This is a genomic window from Agromyces binzhouensis, assembly GCF_042672355.1.
Lineage (GTDB): Bacteria > Actinomycetota > Actinomycetes > Actinomycetales > Microbacteriaceae > Agromyces > Agromyces binzhouensis.
In genome coordinates this window covers 74,378-93,506 of record NZ_JBHXVJ010000009.1, presented here as the reverse complement: position 1 = coordinate 93,506, position 19,129 = coordinate 74,378, and the positions used below count along the sequence as shown (strand labels likewise).

The window sequence follows — 19,129 nt, the reverse complement described above, 5'->3', positions numbered from 1 at the left end:
CCCGGCGGGATCCATCACCCGCTCCCGGGCCGTCGTGTCGTCCCTCTCGCGCGCCGACCGCTCGGTCGACGCGTCGTCCGTGCTCGCCGAAGCGCGCGGGCGCCGTTCGACGGCCCGGGGGCATCTCGCGAAGGGATCCCTTCCACATGCCGGTCATCCACTCCCATTCCTCCCACCTCCGCGTCGACGGGCTCTCGGTCGCCTACGGAGATCGCCGCGTGTTCGCCGACCTCGGCTTCGCCGTCGCGCCCGGGCACCGTCTCGGGCTCATCGGCGAGAACGGCGCGGGCAAGTCGACGCTGCTGCGGCTCGTCGCCGGTGCCTCCCTCAGGGGTGCCGCCGTGCAGGGGCGCCTCGTGCGCCCCGCGCGCACCGGGCTGCTCCTCCAGGAGCCGCCGTTCGCGCCGGGCGATCGCGTCCGCGACGTGCTCGAGTCGGCCGTCGAGGAGGTGCGTGCGATCGAGCGCGAACTCGACGACGCCGCCGCCGCGCTCGGGGCCGACGCCGCGGACCCGACCGGGTCGCACGACGACCCGGCCGAACGGTACGCCCGGGCGCTCGAGGCCGCCGAACTCGCCGAAGTCTGGTCGCTCGACCGTCGGCGCGACGAACTCCTCGACGGTCTCGGCCTGTCGGGCCTCGGACGGGATCGACGCGTCGACGAGCTCTCCGGGGGGCAGCGGAGCAGGTTCGCGCTCGCCGCGCTCCTGCTCGCATCGCCGGAGGCCCTCCTGCTCGACGAGCCGACCAACCACCTCGACGACGCCGCCGCGGCCTTCCTGGAGGAGCGACTTCGCGGCTGGCGCGGGCCGGTCGCGTTCGCGAGCCACGACCGCGAGTTCCTCGACCGCGTCGCGACGGGGCTCCTCGACCTGGACCCCGGTCGTTCTGGCGCGACCGCGCTCGCGCGATCGGGCGGCAGCGCATGGGGCGAGCACGGACGCGAAGCGGCGCTCGCGGCATCCGTCGGCACGGTGTTCGGGGGGTCGTTCAGCGACTACCTCGGCCGCCGCGACGACGAACGCGCACGCTGGCGTCGGCAGTACGACGACGAGCAGGGCGAGCTGAGGCGGCTGCGCCGCTCGGTCGCGGAGACGGCCCGCCAGGTCGCGCACGGCCGCGGCCCGACCGACAACGACAAGTTCCTGAAGCACTTCAAGCGCGGGAACGTCGAGGCCGCCGTGTCGAGGCGGGTCCGCAACGCCGAGAACCGGCTCGACGAGCTCGAGCGGACGCAGGTCTCCCGCCCGCCAGCGCCGATGGCGTTCGCGGGCATCCCGGGCGGTGCGCACGCGCCGTCGGACGACTCGGGTCTCCTCCTGCACGTCGCCGACCTCGCCGTCGCCGGGCGCCTCGACCTCGGGGCGCTTCGGATCGCGTCGACGACCAGGCTGCTGGTGACGGGCGCGAACGGAGCAGGCAAGTCGACGCTCCTCTCGGTGCTGGCCGGCCGGCTCGCTCCGGACCGCGGCACCGTGCGTCGTCGACGGGGCCTGCGGGTCGGCCTGCTCGAGCAGGACGTGCGCTTCGCCGAGCCGGATGCCACGCCGCGCGCCATCTACGAGCGGGCGCTGGGGGAGCGGCGCGCCGAGCGCGTGCCACTCGCCGGTCTCGGACTCGTCGCGCCGCGCGACCTCGATCGCGCCGTCGGGCGGCTCTCGGTCGGTCAGCAGCGGCGGCTCGCGCTCGCGCTCGTCATCGCGGCGCCCCCGCACGTGTTCCTGCTCGACGAGCCGACCAACCACCTCTCGCTGGCCCTCGCAGGCGAGCTCGAGGACGCGCTCGGCGGATTCCCCGGAGCGGTGATCGTCGCCAGCCACGACCGCTGGCTCCGGCGCCGATGGGCGGGGGAGGAGCTGGCGCTCGAGGCATCCGTCGTCACGAACCCGGTTCGCGTGGTGGCGGGCGCCGCGCCGCGAGGACGACGATGAGGGCGCCGATGCCCGCGCCGACCCCGTTCGCGACGACGTCGCGCAGGTCGAACGTGCGCTCGGGGAGGTAGCGACCCTGTGCGATCTCCGCGGCGAGGCTCGCAGCGGCGGCCAGCGCCGTGGCGGAGATCACCAGGTGCAGCCGTTGACGCCGGAACCACGCGGCCCAGAGCGCGCCGAACGGGAGGAAGAGGACCGCGTTCAGCCCGGACTGCACGAGCGGGTAGCGGATCCCGGCGGGCATGCCCATCCGCCCGAGGAGATCGATGATCCCGTCGACCCTGATGAGGCCGCCCTCGCCGTCGACGTGCACGGGCCAGAAGAGGACGGTCCACAGGCCGATGCCGTACGCGAGGCCGACGATCGCGAGGACCACGCGTCGCCATGCGAGCGCGCGCGGGCCGGGGCCGGGGCCGGTGGATGATGTCGCGGGTGCCGGGCGACGGTCGGGATTCGGCGTCCGGGACATCGACACAGCGTAGCCCGGGGTTGTTGCGCCGAGGTGTCGCCGGTGCGCGCGCCGGCTTGCGGAGTGATCGAACGTATGTTCGAATGAGCGCATGCGATGGATCGGCCAGGAACTCGACGTCGAGCAGCAGGGGACGCTGCCCGGCCTGGCTCGGTTGAGCAACCTCGTGCGCTCCGTCCAGACGCCAGAGTTCGCGGGCCTGACGTTCCACGAGGTGCTCGCCAAGTCGGCGCTCAACCGCGTGCCGGGCCAGTCGTACGTGCCGTTCGGATGGACCATCAATCCGTATCGAGGGTGCAGCCATGCCTGCGTCTACTGCTTCGCGCGGCCGACGCACCAGTACCTCGACCTCGGACCGGGCGACGACTTCGACCGGCAGCTCATCGTGAAGGTGAACGTCGCCGACGTGCTCCGGCGTGAGCTCGCTCGGCCGTCATGGCGGCACGACCCGGTGGCGCTCGGCACGAACACCGACCCGTATCAGCGCGCCGAAGGTCGGTACGCCCTCATGCCCGGGATCATCGAGGCGCTCGCCGGCAGCGGCACGCCCTTCAGTGTGCTCACCAAGGGCACGCTGCTCCGTCGCGACCTGCCCCTGCTGAAGAGTGCGAGCGAGCACGTGCCGATCGACCTCGCGATGTCGATCGCGGTGTACGACGACGAACTGCAGCGCTCGATCGAGCCGGGGACCCCGACCACCACGGCCCGACTCGCCTGCGTCACCGCCGTTCGCGAGGCGGGCTTCGACTGCACGGTGTTCCTGATGCCGATCCTGCCGTACCTGACCGACACGCGCGCGCACCTCGACGATGCGCTCGGCCGGGTCAAGGCGGCCGGCGCGACGAGCGTCGTGTTCTCCGCGCTCCACCTGCGCGGGGCGGTCAAGCCCTGGTTCTTCGCCTGGCTCTCGCGGGAGCACCCGGAACTCGTGCCGAAGTACCGCGCGATGTTCCCGGGCGTGGCCGCATATGCGCCGAAGGAGTACCGAACGTGGCTCGCGGCACGAGTATCGCCGCTGCTGCGGGCGCACCGCCTCGATCGCGGGCGGGAGGACGTCGTGACCGGTGGCGTGCGGTCACGCGTCGCCGATCGTTCCTCGCCGCCCCCGGCGCTCGAGGGCGCGGCGCCCGCGATGCTGTTCTGACATCGCGATGTCGCAGAGTGGGTCGATCGGCCGCCGAACTGCGATAATCCGGCCAGTGCCGTTTCCCCCGACGGCCGGATCGGAGCAACCATGACCCTGGGCCTGCCCGAGCACCTCGCGAAGGCGTCCCTGAGTCGGGCGCTCGCGAGCGCCGGGCATGCTGCGGGTGCGGTGTGCCTCGCATCGGCCATGGTCATCGCGGTCGCGTCGATCCTCCTGGAGCCCGTCGGCGAGTTCGGTCCGGACCAACAGGCGGCGGTCGCGGCCTTCGCGCTGATCGGCCTGCAGGCCGTACTGTTCGCGCTCGTGGCGTTCCACCCGAACGTCACCCTCACCGTCGTGTACCTGCTGGGAGGCACCGCCGTGGTGTACGGGCTGACGGTGCTCGTGATGGCCCCGGGCAACGACTTCGAGACGACGAACAACGCGCTGCTCGCCATGCCCCGGACCGCGTTGCTCCTCGTCGGCGGCGCCGGGATCGGCTCTCGGATCGCGATCACCTGGGCGACGCTCGGCTGGGGACTCGGCGAGGCGGCGGCGTTCCTCGGCGCGACGGCGGCAGGTGCCGCCTGGGCGCCCAACGCCGCGGCCGCCGCCGCCCTCGGCATCGTGGTGATCACGCGGGTCTTCGATGCGCTGACCCGCAGCGACGCCCGGCGCGAGACGGCGTTGCATCGCGCCAGCCAGCAGACCCGTGAACTCGTCATCCGCCACGACTACGAACTCCGCGCCATCGCACGACTCCACGACACCGCCCTCAGCCACCTCGTCGCGATCGCGGCGTCCGGTTCAGGGCCCGTCGACGAGCGGCTGCGGACCGCCATCAGCCACGACCTCTCCCTCATCGTCGGGAGGGACTGGGCGACCGAGCATTCGGACGACGGCGAGGCGGCGGCGTACGGGACCGGAGCCGGCGGCGCGAGCCCGGTCACCGTCCGGGCGGCCGGGTCCCGCGATGCGTCCGAGGCGTCCGGTAGGAATCGCCCTCGCGCGGGTCGGGCGGGCACGACATCCGACGTCGCCGAGCACGGCCCCGCACCGCTCTCCGAGGCGTTCGGCGTCGCGCGCGACGCCGGACTGGCGGTGAACGTGTCGGGCCCCCCGGAGGTCCTCGCCGCGGTCGGTCCGCGACGTCGCTCGGCGATCGAGTCCGCCGTCGCGCAGTGCCTGATGAACGTCGCGCGGCACGCCGGCGTGGACGACGTGGAGGTCGTGCTGGGGCGGGCGGACGGTGAGGTCACCGTCGTCGTCGTGGACGACGGACGGGGGTTCGACCCCGATCACGTCCCCGACGACCGCATCGGGCTGCGCACGTCCATCAGGGGTCGCATCGAGCAGGAGGGCGGTCGTGCCCGTGTCTGGTCGCGGCCCGGCGTCGGTACCACCGTCCTTCTCGCGGTGCCGGAGGGCGGCGAATGAGCACCGCACTCCGGCTCACGCAACAGGAGGTCGACCCGATCGGCGGCGTCGCGGCGGCCCCGCTCGTGCTCACCGGCTCGATCCTCGGCGCGGTGACCTCGATCGCCCTGACGGCGTGGCACTGGGACGAGGTCGGATCGGTGGCCGCCGCGGTCGCGGGCATCCTGCTCGTCGCGGCTGCGGGAGCCGTGGCGACCGTCTCGGCGCTCCCGTCCCGCGCGCCGTTCACCGTGGACCGGCTCTGGTTCGCGGTCGCGCTCGCCGTCGGCGGCGCGATCGCCGAGTACGTCAGCACGGTGGGCGCGGATCGATACCTGTACGACAACTACGGGCCGCTCGTCGTGGGCATCCTGATCCTCTCCCTGGCGCCGTTCAGCACCTGGATCTCACTGCTCGCGGCGGGCGCGGTCGCAGCCGCCGTGCTCGCGATCCTCGCCATCGGCTCGTCGGGTGCGAGCGCGACGCAGGCCAACGCCGCGGCGCTCGTCGCAGTCAACTCGGTCGCGGTGCTCGCCCTCTCGGCCGCGGGTGCGGCGTACTCGGCGACCATCGTCAGGGAGAGCCTCTCGTGGCAGCGGGAGGCGAACGCCATCGCGCTCGAACGCGACGGCGGCGTGCGCGCCGGAATCGTCCGCTCGGTGCAGCAGGGCCGCGTGTCGGTGCTCAGCAGGGAAGTGCTGCCCTTCCTCGCCGGCGTCATGAACGCCGAGAGGATCAGCGTCGCCGACGCCGATCGGGCGCGGGAGCTCGCGGAGATGCTCCGTCGCGCGCTGAAGGCGGGCATCGAGTCGACCTGGCTCGACGACCTCGCAACGTCCATCGGCGCCGCACGCCGGGTCCCCGTCGTCGTGGACGATCCCGGGGCCACCGCGGCGCGTCTGCGCAGCGATCAGCGGCCGCCCTTGACCGCATTGCTGTCCTGGTTGAGCAGCGCCGATCGCTCGGATGCGATCCGGATCGAGGTCGCCGCGGAGGGCGGCGGTGCGATCGTCCGTGTCGAGGCGCTCGTGGCTGCGGCAGGCGGTTCGGCGCCGGCCAGGCGAGAGATCGAGCGGTTCCTGGCGGTCGCGCGGGCGGTGGGGGTGCGCGGCGATCTCGAGATGACGCGAGAGAATGTCCGGGTGGAGTTCCGATATGACGCCTGAGCCCGAGGTCGACGAAGTCGTCAGGGTCGCGATCCTCGACGACCACGCCGTCATCGTCGACGGCATCGCGAGCTGGATCGCCGAGCACGCACCCGACCTTCGCGTGGTCATCCGCACGACCGCGTGGCTCGACCTGGTCCGCCATCCCGACTTCCCCGTCGACCTCGTGCTGATGGACCTCCAGCTCGGTGACACGGTCTCCATCGAGTCCAGGATCCGCGCCTGTCGCGCCGCGGGTGCGATCGTCGTCGTGGTCACCGCGCTCGACGACGACGCGTCGCGCGAGCGGTGCCTCGCGGCAGGGGCGGATGCCTTCGTGTCGAAGACCGTCCCGGTGGAGGACCTCGTGGCGGCGGCCCGGCGTGCACTCCGGGGGGAGCGGGCGTCCGCGGCGTCGAAGGGCCCGGCCGGTTCAGCCGGATCCGACGACGGGGGCCTCGAGGTCTCGGCCCCGCCGGAGGCCGCGCTCAGCGCCGCAGAGCGGCGGGCCGTCGGACTCTACGTGCAGGGGATGTCGACCGCCGACGTCGCCGCGACCATGGACGTCGGCTACGAGACCGCGAAGACCTACCTCCGTCGGGCACGGGACAAGTACGCCAAGGTCGGGAGGCCGGCCGGCCGTCGGGCCGAACTGATCCGCCGAGCGGCGGAGGACGGGATGCTCGAGTAGTGGCCAAGCTCTACTTCCGGTACGGGGCGATGAACTCGGGCAAGTCCACCGCACTGCTGCAGGCCGCGTTCAACTACGAGGAGCGCGGGCACCGCGTGCTGCTCGCCAAGCCGGCGGTCGACACCAAGGGCGACCGCGACATCGTGTCACGGCTCGGCGTCGTGCGGGAGGTCGACTTCACGATCGCGCCCGACGACCAGGTGCTCGACGTGTTCCAGCGCCACCGCACGCCGGTCATCGAGGCCCACGGGCGCGACGTGAGCTGCCTGCTCGTCGACGAGGCGCAGTTCCTCAGGGCAGACCAGGTCGACGACCTGCTGCGAATCGCACTGCTCGACGACATCCCCGTCCTCGCCTACGGCATCCGCACCGACTTCCAGACCGTCGCCTTCGCCGGAAGCGGGCGCCTCCTCGAGATCGCCCACAGTCTCGAGGAACTGAAGACGATCTGCCGATGCGGCAGGAAGGCGATCTTCAACGGCCGCCGAGTCGGCGGCCGATTCATCTTCGACGGCGACCAGGTCGCGATCGACGGCGTCGAGGTGGCATACGAGTCGCTCTGCGGCGCCTGCTACCTGGAGGAGAGCGGCGGCCGGCTTCGCGGACGCCACGGCTGACCGTCGGGAGGCGTCGCCCCAATTAGGGGGGTACTTTCCTCCGGTCCTCACATAGGGGGACAGCGGCGCGTTAACCTTGACCCTGTCCGCCGACCCGAACGGCGGACGCTCGGGGGCCGTCATCGGGCCCGAGCCATTGCGGCGGAGGTGATGGATGACCCTCGCACGGCACGCCACGGAGACGAGTCCTGCCGAGACGGTTGAGGAATGGCAACGCGCCTACGCGCGGCGACTGCTCGCGACCGACCTCATCGTCATCGTCTTCGCCGTGTACGGATCGCAGTTCATCAGGTTCGGGACGACCGGCACCTCGCTCCGCATTCCCGGGCTCGGCGACGCCGAGTACCTGCTGAGCTACGCACTGGTGTCCGCACTCCTCGCCGCGGGCTGGTTCGCGTCGCTCGCGATCTTCGCCACGCGGGACCGGACGATCATCGGCGCGGGCACCGCCGAATACCGTCGGATCGCCGATGCGAGCATCCGTGTCTTCGCGGTGCTCGCGATCGGTGCGTTCCTGCTGCGTTCCGAAGTCGGCCGCGCATACGTGCTGGTCGCCCTCCCGCTCGGCCTCGCGCTGCTCATGACCGCGCGATGGGCGTGGCGGAAGTGGCTGTTGCGGCAGCGGGCGGACGGACGCTTCCTGCACCGCGCCATCCTCATGGGCGAGCGGCAGAAGTCGCTCCACGTCGCCGAGCAGATCGCGCGCGACGGGGTCTCCGGCATCGTGATCGTGGGGGCGCTCACCGAGCACGGCGAGTCGTCCCGTGAACTCGCGCCCGGGATCCCCGTCCTCGGCGCATACCACGAGATCGATGATGCGCTGCGCGCCGCGCGCGCCGATACGGTCGTCTTCACGGGGGCCGACACCATCGACCCGCGCGGCATGCGCCAGCTCGGCTGGCAGCTCGAGGCGACCGCGACGAACCTCGTGGTGGCTCCGGCCCTGACGGACGTCGCGGGTCCCCGCATCCACGCGCGACCGGTTGCCGGGCTTCCGCTCATCCAGGTCGACTACCCCGAGTTCACCGGCCGCAAGTACGCGGCGAAGCGCGCGTTCGACCTCGTCGTCGCCACCCTCGCGCTCATCGTCCTCAGCCCGGTGTTCCTCACGATCGCGGTGCTCGTCCGACGTGACAGCCCGGGCCCGGCGCTCTACTCCCAGGAACGGGTCGGGCTCAACGGCACCCGGTTCCGCATGCTGAAGTTCCGGTCGATGGTCGTCGACGCGGAGGCGCACCTCCCGACGCTGCTCGACCGTACGGACGGCAACGGGGTGCTCTTCAAGATGCGCGCCGATCCTCGCGTCACGCGCATCGGCGCGATCCTGCGTCGCTACAGCCTCGACGAGCTGCCGCAGTTCATCAACGTGCTGCGCGGCGAGATGTCCCTCGTGGGTCCCCGGCCGCCGCTCGCATCCGAGGTCGAGCGGTACGACGAGTGGGCGCGCCGACGGCTGCTCGTCCGCCCCGGCATCACGGGCCTCTGGCAGACGCAGGGGCGCTCCGACCTGTCGTGGGACGACAGCGTCCGCCTCGACCTCTACTACGTCGAGAACTGGTCGCTGACCGGTGACGTCATCATCCTCTATCGCACGGCGCGTGCCGTCCTCCAGGCGCAGGGCGCCTACTGATGCCGTGTCGTGATCGTGATCCGGCGCCCAGCCGGATCCCGGCCGTGACGACATACGATGGCTCGCGTGAGTAGGCGAGGAACGGATCGGCCGAAGCGACCGCTGGTGAAGAGCGCTCGGCTGTGGGTACCCGTCTCCCTCGGTGTCGTCCTCCTCGCGCTCGTCGGAGTCGGCGTCGCCGGCGCGCAGATCGCCGAGCGCGGGTTCGCGGCGAAGGACGAACTCGAGCAGGCCATCCCCCTCGCGAAGCAGGCCCAGCAGCAGGTGCTCGACGGCGACCAGGACGGGGCGACCGCGACCATCGAGCAGCTCCGGACGCACTCGGCGAAGGCTCGTGAACTCACGGACGATCCGATGTGGCGCTCGTTCGAGTGGGTCCCGACGCTCGGGGCCAACCTGCAGGCCGTCCGGATCACGTCGGCATCGGTCGACGAACTCGTCGACGGCGTCGTGGAGCCGGCCACGACGCTCAGCATCGACGCGTTGAAGCCCGTCGACGGAGCGGTCGACCTCGCCGCCCTCACCGAGCTCTCGGCCACGGTCGACGGCGTCGCCGACACGATCGTCCATGTCGCCTCCGAGCTGGATTCGGTCGATCGCGACGAGCTGATCGGCCCGGTCCGCGACGGCGTCGACCAGCTCGACGGCGCGGTGACCGAACTCGAGCCGATGATCCTCCCCGCGCAGCAGGCGCTCGCGGTGCTGCCGGGTGCGCTCGGGGCGGACGGCCCGCGCAACTACCTCGTCCTCTTCCAGAACCTCGCCGAGGCGCGCGGCACCGGCGGCAACCCGGCGGCGCTGCTGCTCGTGAACGTCACCGACGGTCGGATCACCATCGCGCGGCAGGCTTCGAGCAGCGACTTTCAGAACGGTCGAGCCGAGCCGATCATCCCGCTCGATGCGGAGACCGAGGCACTCTACGGCGACAAGATCGGCCGGTACATGATGGATGTCACCCTGACGCCCGACTTCCCCGAGACCGCGGAGCTCATCCGGGCGTTCTGGGACGAGTCCTTCGGCGACCAGGTCGACGGCGTGGTCTCCTTCGACCCGGTCGCGCTCGGTTACATCATCGGCGCGACGGGGCCCGTCACCCTGCCGACGGGGGAGAAGATCACCTCCGACAACGCCGCGAGCCTCGTGCTCAACGAGGTGTACTCGACCTATGAGGAGCCCGAGGAGCAGGACGCGTTCTTCGCTGCCGCCGCCGCATCGGTGTTCAAGGTGCTGACCTCCGGCGGCGGCGACGCGGGTGCGCTCGTCGAGGCGCTGTCGCGATCCATCGATGAGGACCGACTGATGTACGTCCCGTCCGATCCCGACGAGGCGGACTACATCACGGGATCGCGGATCACCGGGACCCTGCCGACCGACAACGCGGAGCAGAGCGTCGTGGGCGTCTACGTCAACGACATCACGCAGGGGAAGATGGACTACTACCTGCAGCTCGACGTCGCGGCCTCGACCGACGCGTGCACTGTCGAGGAGGGAACGTCACCGACCTTCACGACCAGTGCGACGCTCACGAACACGGTTCAGCCGGGCGACGTCGACGGGCTCGCGGAATACGTGGCGACCGGGAAGTACTTCCCCCGAGGCGACATCTCGACCGACCTCGTGCTCTACGGCCCGGTCGGCGCGACGCTCGAGGCCGTGACCGTGGACGGGGCTCCCGCCGCGGCCACCCCGCTCCCGCATCTCGGGCGGCCCGCGGTGAAGGTGAACATCCGGAATCTCCCGGCGTCCTCGCACACCGTCGTCGCGACCTTCAGCGGCGGGGCGGATGCGACGTACGGCCCCCTCGAGGTCCGACACACGCCGCTCGTGCGGAAGGCCGGCGTCTCGATCGACGCGCCGGGCTGCGTCGAGCGCTGAACGTCCGGTCCGAACGAGGATCACCGTTCGCCAGCTGGTTCGACGTCGCACGCGACGTCTTCCCGTCGGTCGGTCTCACGATCCTGCCCGCGAGCGAGCGAGGATGACGGCCGAATACGGCGCAGGAACGCGCGGCATCCGGTCGCGCGGTGGCTCCGAGGCCAGCGCACGGCGAACTCGACCTCGCGAAGATCCGCGCGACCCGAACCCGCTGCGACGGCACTCGGCCGATACCTCTCGGAGCACCGGGCCGAGCGCTGATCGCGCAGGACGGACGGTGCGCCGAACGTGGAGCGCGTGGCGACGGATCAGCGAGTCGTCTCTGAGCCGGCGCGCTCGTCGGATTCCTCCGTGACATCGGACTGCTCGCGTACCCGAACGCCGCGGAACACGACGTAGTGGTACAGGAGGAAGCGCAGCAACACGACCACGACGATGCTCATCAGGTTGATCGCATTCACGGCGAACGGTCCGGCCTCCCTGCCGAGCGTCGCGGACGCGGCGACGACGCCCGCCCAGACCAGGATGGCTCCGAGCGCCGTGCAGATCGCGTTCACGACGATGAACAGGGTGATCTCGATCGACCGCGAGTGACCGCCGCGATGCCGGAACGTCCACTCGCGATTGCCGAGGTACGCATTCACCAGCGCGACGAGCGAGGCGATGATCTTCGCCGCGACGAGATCGACCCCCAGCACGAGATAGAGCAGGTTGAACACCGCGATCTCGATCAGTGTGCTGATAGCTCCCACGGTCAGGAATCGAGCCCCGAGACCGGCGAGACGGCGCCAACGGGCGTGCTGTGACATTCGACTACGCTACTACGGAGCCGGTACTGCCCCCGTGTCCGGCCGAACGTCGGGAGGACGTGTGCAGGTGGACCATCTCGTCGTCGTCATGCCCGCGTACAACGAGGCCGAGGGACTGCCCGAGTTCCTCGCGGAGATCGACGAGCATCTCTCGCCGCTCGCTGCGCGGCTGAGCATCGTCGTCGTCGACGACCGATCGACGGATGACACCTTCGAGGTGCTGCGCGGGCTCGAGGCCGGACTGCCCGGACTCGCGGCGATCCGCGCCGAGGCGAATCGCGGCCATGGCCCCACGGCGCTCGCCGCCTACCGCGCCGGACTCGATCGATCACCCGACCTCGTGCTCCACGTCGACGGAGACGGGCAATTCCACGGCACCGACCTCGCGAGGGCGGTGCGGGCCTCCCTCTCCACCTCGGCCGACGTCGTGCACGGCGTTCGACGCGGCCGGGGTGACCCGTGGTTCCGCCGGGTGCTCACGTTCGGCGTGGGCATCGTCGTGTGGACCGCGGTCGGTCGCCGAGTGCCGGACGTGAACACGCCCCTCCGCGTCTACCGCCCCGGTCCGCTCGCAGACCTCGTCGAGGCGGTGCCTGCCGACGCGCTCGTGCCCCACGTGCACTTCTCGCTCGCCGAGGTCCGGCGGAGGTACGCGGTCCGATACGTGGAGGTCGCGAGCCTGCCTCGTCGTGGCACCAACGCGACCGGCACCATGTGGGGGGTCGAGCGGCCGCCCAGGTTCCCGCCGAAGCGACTCAGACGATTCGCGGTGGCCGCTGCCGTCGAACTCTGGCAGGTGTCGCTCCGGCCCGGGGCCGACCGGTGACCGCGGACCCGGGCGTCGCACGCGGCGCGGCGTCTGCCGTCCCGCGTGGGCTCGTCGTGCGCGTCGCGTGGTGGATCCTGCTCGTCGGCCTCGTGGCGGCCAACCTCGCCGTGCTCGTGCCCGGCATCGCGACCGTCCGCCTCTGGGAGGACGAGGCGCTCAACCTGACCGTGCCGCTCAACCTCGTTCGCGGACTGGGGTACGCGAGCGACGGCACGCTCTCCGGAAGTACGCTCACGCCCTTCGACGTGCGGATCTCGACCGGTCCCGTGATCCTGCTCCCGACCGCCGGACTCGTCGCACTGGGTGTCGATCCCGTCGTGGCCGGCCGGCTCGTGGCCACGCTCGGATACGTCGGTCTCGTCTGCGCGCTCGGCCTCATCGGGCGCCGACTCGGCGGACGATGGGCGGCGCTCGTGGCGATGGCCGTCCCGCTGGCGTTCGAGACGGCCGCGTTGCCCTCGCCGATCCAGACTCCCGCAGACGTGCTCGGCGAGGTCACCGCCGCGGCATTCCTCGCCGGGGCGCTCGTCTTCGTGCACCGCCGACCCTGGCTCGCCGGGCTGCTCGTCGGACTCGCCATCCAGACCAAGTTCATCGCCCTGCTCGCGGTGCCCGCCTTCACCGTCGCCGTGCTGCTCGATGCATCGGGCCCGCTGTTCGCCAGGCTGCGCGTCACCGTGCCTCGGGCGCTCGTCGCGGCATGCGCGGCCGCGGTGCCGACGCTGGCGTTCGAGTTCGCGAAGCTCCTCGCACTCGGGTTCGCCGGCTACTGGGCCAACCTGCGCGACTTCGCATACTTCCTGCTGTCGGGCGGTCAGCGGGGTTACGTCGTCACCCCCGCCGAGAAGGTGGGGGTCCTGTTCGGGTCCTGGAACCTGCCGTCGGGCATCGCTCCGGGAGTCGTCATCCTCGTCGTGGTGGGCGGCTCGGCGCTGCTTGTGGGAGCCGTGATCCGGGTTCGTCGTGATCCCGCACTGCTCGCGGACCCCGGGCGAGCAGAGGCGAGCCGCGCCGAGGTCGGCGCCATCCTCGGCGTCGCTGCGCTGGGTCTCGCCAGCTTCCTCGCGTGGTGGCTGGTGTCGCGTCACACGCCCGCCTGGGTCCGCCATCCGGCCCCCGGCGTCCTCGCCTTCGTCCCGGTCCTCGCAGCCGGAGTCGTTCCGGCTGCCCGCATCGTGTGGGACGGGTCCCGCTCGATGCTCGCGCGCGCGACCGTCGCCGTGTTCGCCGCGATCCTCGTCGTCGCGCTCGCGTGGTCCACTGTCGGACGGGTCGCGACCGTGGGCACCCGCCCCGGCGCCACCGGCGAGACCCTCCTCGACCAGCGCGCCGTCGGGTCCGACATCGCACGGCTCGGTCCCGAACGTCTCGCGACCTGGTGGGGAGCGGCGGTGAGCGTCGCGGTGCTGGGCGGTGCCCACATCGGCCTGACCGATGCCGGTGAATCGACGGCCGACGATCCGACGATCTGGTCGGGGGAACCCCGCGTCGAGGCGTGCGAGGTCGAGCTGCGCTCCGGCCGTTACACCGTCTGCGCGCCCGGCCCCTGAGCTGTCGGCGCCCGGGGCGACGAGATCGCAGCTACGCCCCGGAAGGGGTGCGATGATGGCGCATGGCCGATCTCCGGACACCACCCGCTCGGGCCGCGTCGTCGCGGGTGGCGGGGGTCGATGCCGCACGGGGTATCGCCCTGATCGGCATGTTCGTTGCACACGTCGCACCGGTGGTCGGCTTCGGCTTCTGGGACGACCTCATCGCGGTCGCCGACGAACGTCCGCGGCTGTTGTTCGCCCTGACCGCCGGGATCGGTCTGGGCCTGCTCACGGGCGGTGTCGCACCGCAGCGCGCGCCGTACGCCCGGACGACGCTCAGACGCCAGATCGCGATCCGCGCGATCCTGCTCATCGCGATGGGCGTCGTCGTGGTCGAGCTCCTCCGACCGCTCGTGCTCGTCATCCTCGACGTCTACGGCGTCGCGTTCCTGCTCATGTTGCCGCTGCTGTTCCTGCCATGGCGCTTCGCGCTCCTCCTCGGGCCGGCGCTCCTCGCCGTGACGCCAGCGATCGTCGAACTCGCCGCGCGCGACGTCGACCTCGCCGAAGTGGCCAGGGGGCCCTGGGGCATCCTCGTCGACTGGCTCGTGCTCGGTGCCTACCCGGTCGCCATCTGGGTGCCGGTGATGCTCATCGGACTCGGGCTGGCGCGGGCGGGGGTCGGGAGGCCACGTACGCTCGCGTGGGCTGCGATCTCCGCCGGAGCCGTCGCGGTCCTCGCGCTTCCGCTCGCGCACGTCCTTCCCGGGCCGGCGGACGTCGCCGGCATGCCCGAGACCACCGCATGGAGCATTCCGCTCGCCGCCTCGCTTTCCACGCTCGGGAACACGGCGGTCGGCGTGCTCGTCGTCGCCGCGTCGACCGCATTGCTCGGTCTGACGTCCGCGCGGGTGCGTCGCATCGCCGGAGCGATCCTGTCGCCGGTCACGGCGATGGGCGCGATGCCGCTGACGGTGTACACGCTGCACCTCGTCGTGATCGCGAACGCGAAGTACGTCCGGGAGGACGGCGTGGTCGCCGACGACTCCTGGGCGTTGCTGATCGGGCTCGTCGCCGGCTTGGCAGCCTTCGCGTGGCTCTGGCGGAGATTCGTCGGCATCGGCCCGCTGGAGCGCTTCTTCCGCTGGGTGAGCGGACGCAGCCGGATGCCTGCCGACGAACCCGGTCAGAGACTGCCGTGAGACGGTTCGAGCCCCCTCACGATGAGGGGGCTCGAACTCCGGGCCGTCATGCGGCACCGGTCTCCCGGTCGGGGTGACAGGATTTGAACCTGCGACCTCTTCGTCCCGAACGAAGCGCGCTACCAAGCTGCGCCACACCCCGGGTGGCCCGAAGGCCTCAACCAGCATAGCCGAGATTTCGCGGGCTCCCGACCACTCGACTCGCGTCGCGGTTCGATGGGATCGCCGCGCTCAGGGGCTCGCGACCAGCGTCATCAAGGTCGCCTCGGGCGGACACGCGAACCTGACCGGCGCCGTGATCGATGTCCCGAGACCGGCCGATACGTTGAGGAACGCGCTGCGCAGGCCATGTCGCCAGATGCTGAGGCCGCTCGCTTGCGAACGGGGGAGGTCGCAGTTCGTGACGAGGGCGCCGAACCCCGGGACGCACACCTGGCCACCGTGCGTGTGGCCGGCAACCAGGAGCTGAGCGCCGTGGTTCACGAACGAGTTCAGCACCCGCCGGTACGGTGCGTGCGTGACACCGATGGTCACTGCCGGACGTACGCGTGTGCCGCTTCCCCGGTCGGGCCAATCGTCGTCACCGAAGGCGTCGTCGGCCCGGAGGTCGTCGATCGCGGCCGCGACGACGTCGAGTCGGTCGAATCCGCGATGCGGGTCGTCCACGCCGAAGAACTCGAGGTGGGTGCCCCGGATCTCCATGGACGTCGCCGCGTTGTCGAGATCGACCCAGCCCAGCTCGCCGAAGAACGCGTGGAGCTCGCCGATGTCCAGCCGCTCGGCCCTGGTCACCATGCCCGAGGGGCCTCCGAAGTAGGAGAGAGGGTTCTTCACGACCGGCCCGAAGTAGTCGTTGGAACCATTGACGAAGACGCCGGGGACGCCTCGGAATGGTTCGAAGGCCCGGCGCACGCCATCCAGTCCACGTCGGTGACCGAGGTTATCGCCCGTATCGATCACGAGGTCGGGGCGGAGGTCGGCGAGCGAAGCGATCCAGGCCTGCTTGTCGCGCTGCCACGGCGCCATGTGCAGGTCGGAGACATGCAGGACCCGTATCGGCTCGGAGCCGGCGGGCAGCACGGGAACCTCGACGCGCCTGAGGGTGAATCGACGTCGCTCGACGAGTGTGCCCCATGCGAACGCGGCGGCGCCCGCCGCGCCGACCGCGAGTGCGATCCGCGCGACGGGCGTCAGTCCATGACCCATCAGTCGCCCTGGTCGGGCCCGCCCACGCCGGGACCGCCTCCGTTGCCGATCTCGAGTCGGCCGACGACGATCTCGACCTTGTCACCGGATTTCACGGAGCTGCCGGAGGCCGGGGACTGGCTGATCACAACCCCGTCCTGAGACGGATCAGTGACGTCCTGCTCCTGTCGGTTGACCTTGAAACCGGCGTTCTTGAGGGTGTCCTCCGCTTCGTCCGCGGTCATGCCGACCACGTTCGGCAGACCCGACACGTTGCCGCGGCTGACTTGGAGGCTGATGATCGCGCCGCGGCTCGCAGCACCAGCGGGCGACTGCGCGCCGATCGTGCCCTTCGGCTTGTCGGAGTCGACTTCGCCGTCCATGCGCCATCCGAACCCAGCCGACTCGAGCGCCTTCTGGGCCTCCTCGGGCGAGAGTCCGAGCACGTCCGGCACGGAGACCTGCGGCGCGTTCATCATCGACGACGGAGGCTCGGTGAAGTCGCCGCCGCCGTAGCGCGCATTGGCCACCGACATGACGCGCGGCCAGATCTGGTGCCGGAGCGACGCGGCCTGGCCGGCGTCGAAGTACGTGTCGCGGAGGTTGACGTGCCCGGTGACGTTGAACACGCCGACGACCGTCGAGACCTTCGTCGACGCGCCGCTCATCCAGGTGGCCTCGGCGTTGTCGGTGGTGCCCGTCTTGCCGATCATCGGCACCCACGGGTTGGTGCGACCACCCGATGCGGCGGCGGTTCCGCCTTCGATCGTCTTGCGCATCGCGTACGCCGTGCCGGCTGCGACCTCGGGGGTCAGCGCCTGCTTGCACTCCGACTTCGGCGGTGCAACCTCGGTGCCGTCCTGCTTCGTGATCTTGTCGATCGCGATCGGAGAGCACGACGTGCCGTTGTTGGCGATCCCCGCGAACGCGGTCGCCATGGACAGCGGCGCGATCTCATTCGTGCCCAGCACGGCTGACGGGAACTGGGAGAGCGGGTCGTAGTCGGCGCGGTGGACCCCCAACGACTCGGCGGTCTTCGCGATGCCGCACAGGTCGAGCTGCTTGGCCATCGCGACGAAGCCGGTGTTGTACGAGTTCATCGTGTTCTGGACCGCGGTCCAGTACCCGCCGGGGCTGAAGTCGTCGTTCTTCGGGCCCCAGCCATCGCCGCTCATGGTGCCTTCGCAGCTGTTGTTGAACGAACCCCAGTTCTCACGGAACCGTGCATCGACGGACTCGTTGAGGGCGTGGCCCTCCTTCAGCCACTCGGCGAGCGTGAACACCTTGTAGGTCGAGCCGGGCTGGAAGCCGCTCGAGCCGCCGTAGTCGATGTCGGAGTTGTAGTTCACGGCGGTGTAGTTCTTGCCGGACGCGAGCACATCGGGGTCGTTCGAGTAGTCCTTGTTCTGAGCCATCGCGAGGATCCGCCCAGTGCCGACCTCGACGCTGACGACGGTGCCACCGACATCGACGCCGTCGGCGGCCTTCGGCACGTTCTCGTTGAGAGCCAGGATCGCCTCGTCCTGGACGACGAGGTCGATCGTGGTGTAGATCTTCAAGCCGCCCTTCTGCAGAAGCTCGCGACCCTCGTTGATGTCGGTCGTCGCGGGGTCATCGAACTTGTTGCGGATGTCCCAGGCGACGTAGTCACAGAAGAAGGCGTGACCCTTGGCCGTCACGCAGCCGGTGCTCGGCTCAGAGATCTTCGGCGTGACAGGCTCGGCGACCGCCGCGTCGTAGGCCTCCTGCGTGATCTTCTGTTCGTTGAGCATCTCTTGGAGGATGTAGTCGCGACGGTCCTTGTTCGCGGCATACGGTGTCGCCTCGCCCGCCGCATCGACCGAGTTCGCCCCGTTGGACTCGCTCTCGGGGTAATCGAGGCGGAATTTCTCCGGGTGGTTCACGATCGCGATGAGGCTTGCGGCCTGGGCGAGCGTGAGATCTTGCGCGTTCGTCCCGAAGTAGTACTGCGCTGCGGCCTGCACGCCGTAGACCCGACCACCGAAATGCGCGATGTTCAGGTATCCCCGCAGGATGTCGTCCTTCGAGTACTTCTTCTCCAGTGAGATCGCGTACCGGATCTCCTTGAGCTTGCGCTCGGCGCTGACCTCGGTGGCGGCGGCGTACGCGGCCTCCTTCTCCTCGTCGGTCGTTGCCTCGGAGACGCCGTTGTTGATCAGCACGTTCTTCACGTATTGCTGTGTGATCGAGGAACCGCCCTGGGTGTCCTGTCCGATGACGGTGCTCAGCGCTCCGCGAACGGTGCCCTGGATGTCGACGCCGCCGTGTGTGTAGAACCGCGGGTCCTCACCGGCGACGGCCGCGTCCTTGAGGTACTGCGAAATGTAGTCCCACGCGACCTCCTCCCGGTTCTCGTCGAAGAAGGATGCGAGCTCGATCCAGTCGCCGTTCCCGTTCTTGGCGAGAACGGTCGACTTCTCGGAGAGCTCTTCGATCTCGAGGTACCCCGGCAGGTTCTCGAACATGTTGATGCTGTTGTTCGCGGCCATGCCCGTGACGGCGAGCGCAGGGGTGACCGCGGCGGTGACCAGCACGCCGGCGAGTGCGCTCATGCCGACGAAGCCGAGGATTCCCGCGGCGGCATCGCTCATCGTTCGATTTTGGGCAGACATAGAGTGGAGCCTAACTGAGGAAGGCTGGCAATACCCGGC

15 protein-coding genes and 1 tRNA gene are annotated in these 19,129 nt (G+C 70.6%); 11 read left to right on the top strand and 5 right to left on the bottom strand.

What is annotated here, in order from left to right; genetic code table 11:
* Positions 1-146: 146 nt before the first annotated feature.
* Entirely contained in the window at positions 147-1,931 is a 1,785-nt protein-coding gene (locus tag ACFVHK_RS15505; RefSeq protein ID WP_376929614.1) for an ATP-binding cassette domain-containing protein, read from the top strand.
* Here the strand turns inward: ACFVHK_RS15505 and ACFVHK_RS15500 are convergent.
* Positions 1,879-2,400 carry a VanZ family protein gene (locus tag ACFVHK_RS15500; RefSeq protein WP_376929613.1) on the bottom strand — a complete coding sequence of 174 codons (522 nt, stop codon included), beginning with the start codon at positions 2,398-2,400 and terminating at the stop codon, positions 1,879-1,881. The genes ACFVHK_RS15505 and ACFVHK_RS15500 overlap by 53 nt on opposite strands.
* A gap of 91 nt (positions 2,401-2,491) precedes the next feature.
* On the opposite strand from ACFVHK_RS15500, the gene ACFVHK_RS15495 reads away from it, so the two are divergent.
* The 7 genes from ACFVHK_RS15495 (at position 2,492) to ACFVHK_RS15465 (ending at position 10,900) form a co-directional block, all read left to right on the top strand.
* On the top strand, positions 2,492-3,544 hold the full coding sequence (locus ACFVHK_RS15495; RefSeq protein WP_376929612.1) for an Rv2578c family radical SAM protein: 1,053 nt from the start codon (positions 2,492-2,494) through the stop codon (positions 3,542-3,544).
* Positions 3,545-3,634: 90 nt separating this feature from the next.
* Positions 3,635-4,963, top strand: coding sequence for a sensor histidine kinase (locus ACFVHK_RS15490; RefSeq protein WP_376929611.1), 1,329 nt, complete (start codon positions 3,635-3,637; stop codon positions 4,961-4,963).
* Positions 4,960-6,108, top strand: coding sequence for a hypothetical protein (locus ACFVHK_RS15485; RefSeq protein ID WP_376929610.1), 1,149 nt, complete (start codon positions 4,960-4,962; stop codon positions 6,106-6,108). Before ACFVHK_RS15490 ends, ACFVHK_RS15485 begins: the two co-directional genes overlap by 4 nt.
* Positions 6,098-6,778 (top strand): response regulator, encoded by a 681-nt coding sequence (locus tag ACFVHK_RS15480; protein WP_376929609.1) that lies wholly within the window; start codon positions 6,098-6,100, stop codon positions 6,776-6,778. The genes ACFVHK_RS15485 and ACFVHK_RS15480 overlap by 11 nt, the downstream gene beginning before the upstream one ends.
* Complete coding sequence (locus ACFVHK_RS15475; protein WP_376929608.1) at positions 6,778-7,395, top strand: thymidine kinase; 618 nt, start codon at positions 6,778-6,780, stop codon at positions 7,393-7,395. The genes ACFVHK_RS15480 and ACFVHK_RS15475 overlap by 1 nt, the downstream gene beginning before the upstream one ends.
* Before the next feature lie 154 nt (positions 7,396-7,549).
* Positions 7,550-9,025 carry a sugar transferase gene (locus tag ACFVHK_RS15470; protein ID WP_376929607.1) on the top strand — a complete coding sequence of 492 codons (1,476 nt, stop codon included), beginning with the start codon at positions 7,550-7,552 and terminating at the stop codon, positions 9,023-9,025.
* A gap of 66 nt (positions 9,026-9,091) precedes the next feature.
* On the top strand, positions 9,092-10,900 hold the full coding sequence (locus ACFVHK_RS15465) for a DUF4012 domain-containing protein (protein ID WP_376929606.1): 1,809 nt from the start codon (positions 9,092-9,094) through the stop codon (positions 10,898-10,900).
* 308 nt (positions 10,901-11,208) lie between these two features.
* On the opposite strand, the gene ACFVHK_RS15460 is transcribed toward ACFVHK_RS15465, so the two are convergent.
* Positions 11,209-11,709 (bottom strand): GtrA family protein, encoded by a 501-nt coding sequence (locus ACFVHK_RS15460; protein WP_376929605.1) that lies wholly within the window; start codon positions 11,707-11,709, stop codon positions 11,209-11,211.
* A 67-nt stretch (positions 11,710-11,776) separates the two neighbouring features.
* On the opposite strand from ACFVHK_RS15460, the gene ACFVHK_RS15455 reads away from it, so the two are divergent.
* From ACFVHK_RS15455 to ACFVHK_RS15445, 3 genes are all read left to right on the top strand, one after another.
* On the top strand, positions 11,777-12,535 hold the full coding sequence (locus ACFVHK_RS15455; protein ID WP_376929604.1) for a glycosyltransferase family 2 protein: 759 nt from the start codon (positions 11,777-11,779) through the stop codon (positions 12,533-12,535).
* Positions 12,532-14,088, top strand: a complete 1,557-nt coding sequence (locus tag ACFVHK_RS15450) for a hypothetical protein (RefSeq protein ID WP_376929603.1) — start codon at positions 12,532-12,534, stop codon at positions 14,086-14,088. Before ACFVHK_RS15455 ends, ACFVHK_RS15450 begins: the two co-directional genes overlap by 4 nt.
* A gap of 62 nt (positions 14,089-14,150) precedes the next feature.
* Positions 14,151-15,272, top strand: a complete 1,122-nt coding sequence (locus ACFVHK_RS15445; protein ID WP_376929602.1) for a DUF418 domain-containing protein — start codon at positions 14,151-14,153, stop codon at positions 15,270-15,272.
* A 68-nt stretch (positions 15,273-15,340) separates the two neighbouring features.
* Here ACFVHK_RS15445 and ACFVHK_RS15440 read toward each other — a convergent pair.
* From ACFVHK_RS15440 to ACFVHK_RS15430, 3 genes are all read right to left on the bottom strand, one after another.
* Positions 15,341-15,414: transfer RNA gene (locus ACFVHK_RS15440), tRNA-Pro, on the bottom strand.
* Between the two features lie 89 nt (positions 15,415-15,503).
* Positions 15,504-16,478 (bottom strand): metallophosphoesterase, encoded by a 975-nt coding sequence (locus ACFVHK_RS15435; protein WP_376929601.1) that lies wholly within the window; start codon positions 16,476-16,478, stop codon positions 15,504-15,506.
* Positions 16,478-19,069, bottom strand: coding sequence for a transglycosylase domain-containing protein (locus ACFVHK_RS15430; RefSeq protein WP_376929600.1), 2,592 nt, complete (start codon positions 19,067-19,069; stop codon positions 16,478-16,480). Before ACFVHK_RS15430 ends, ACFVHK_RS15435 begins: the two co-directional genes overlap by 1 nt.
* Positions 19,070-19,129 lie beyond the last annotated feature (60 nt).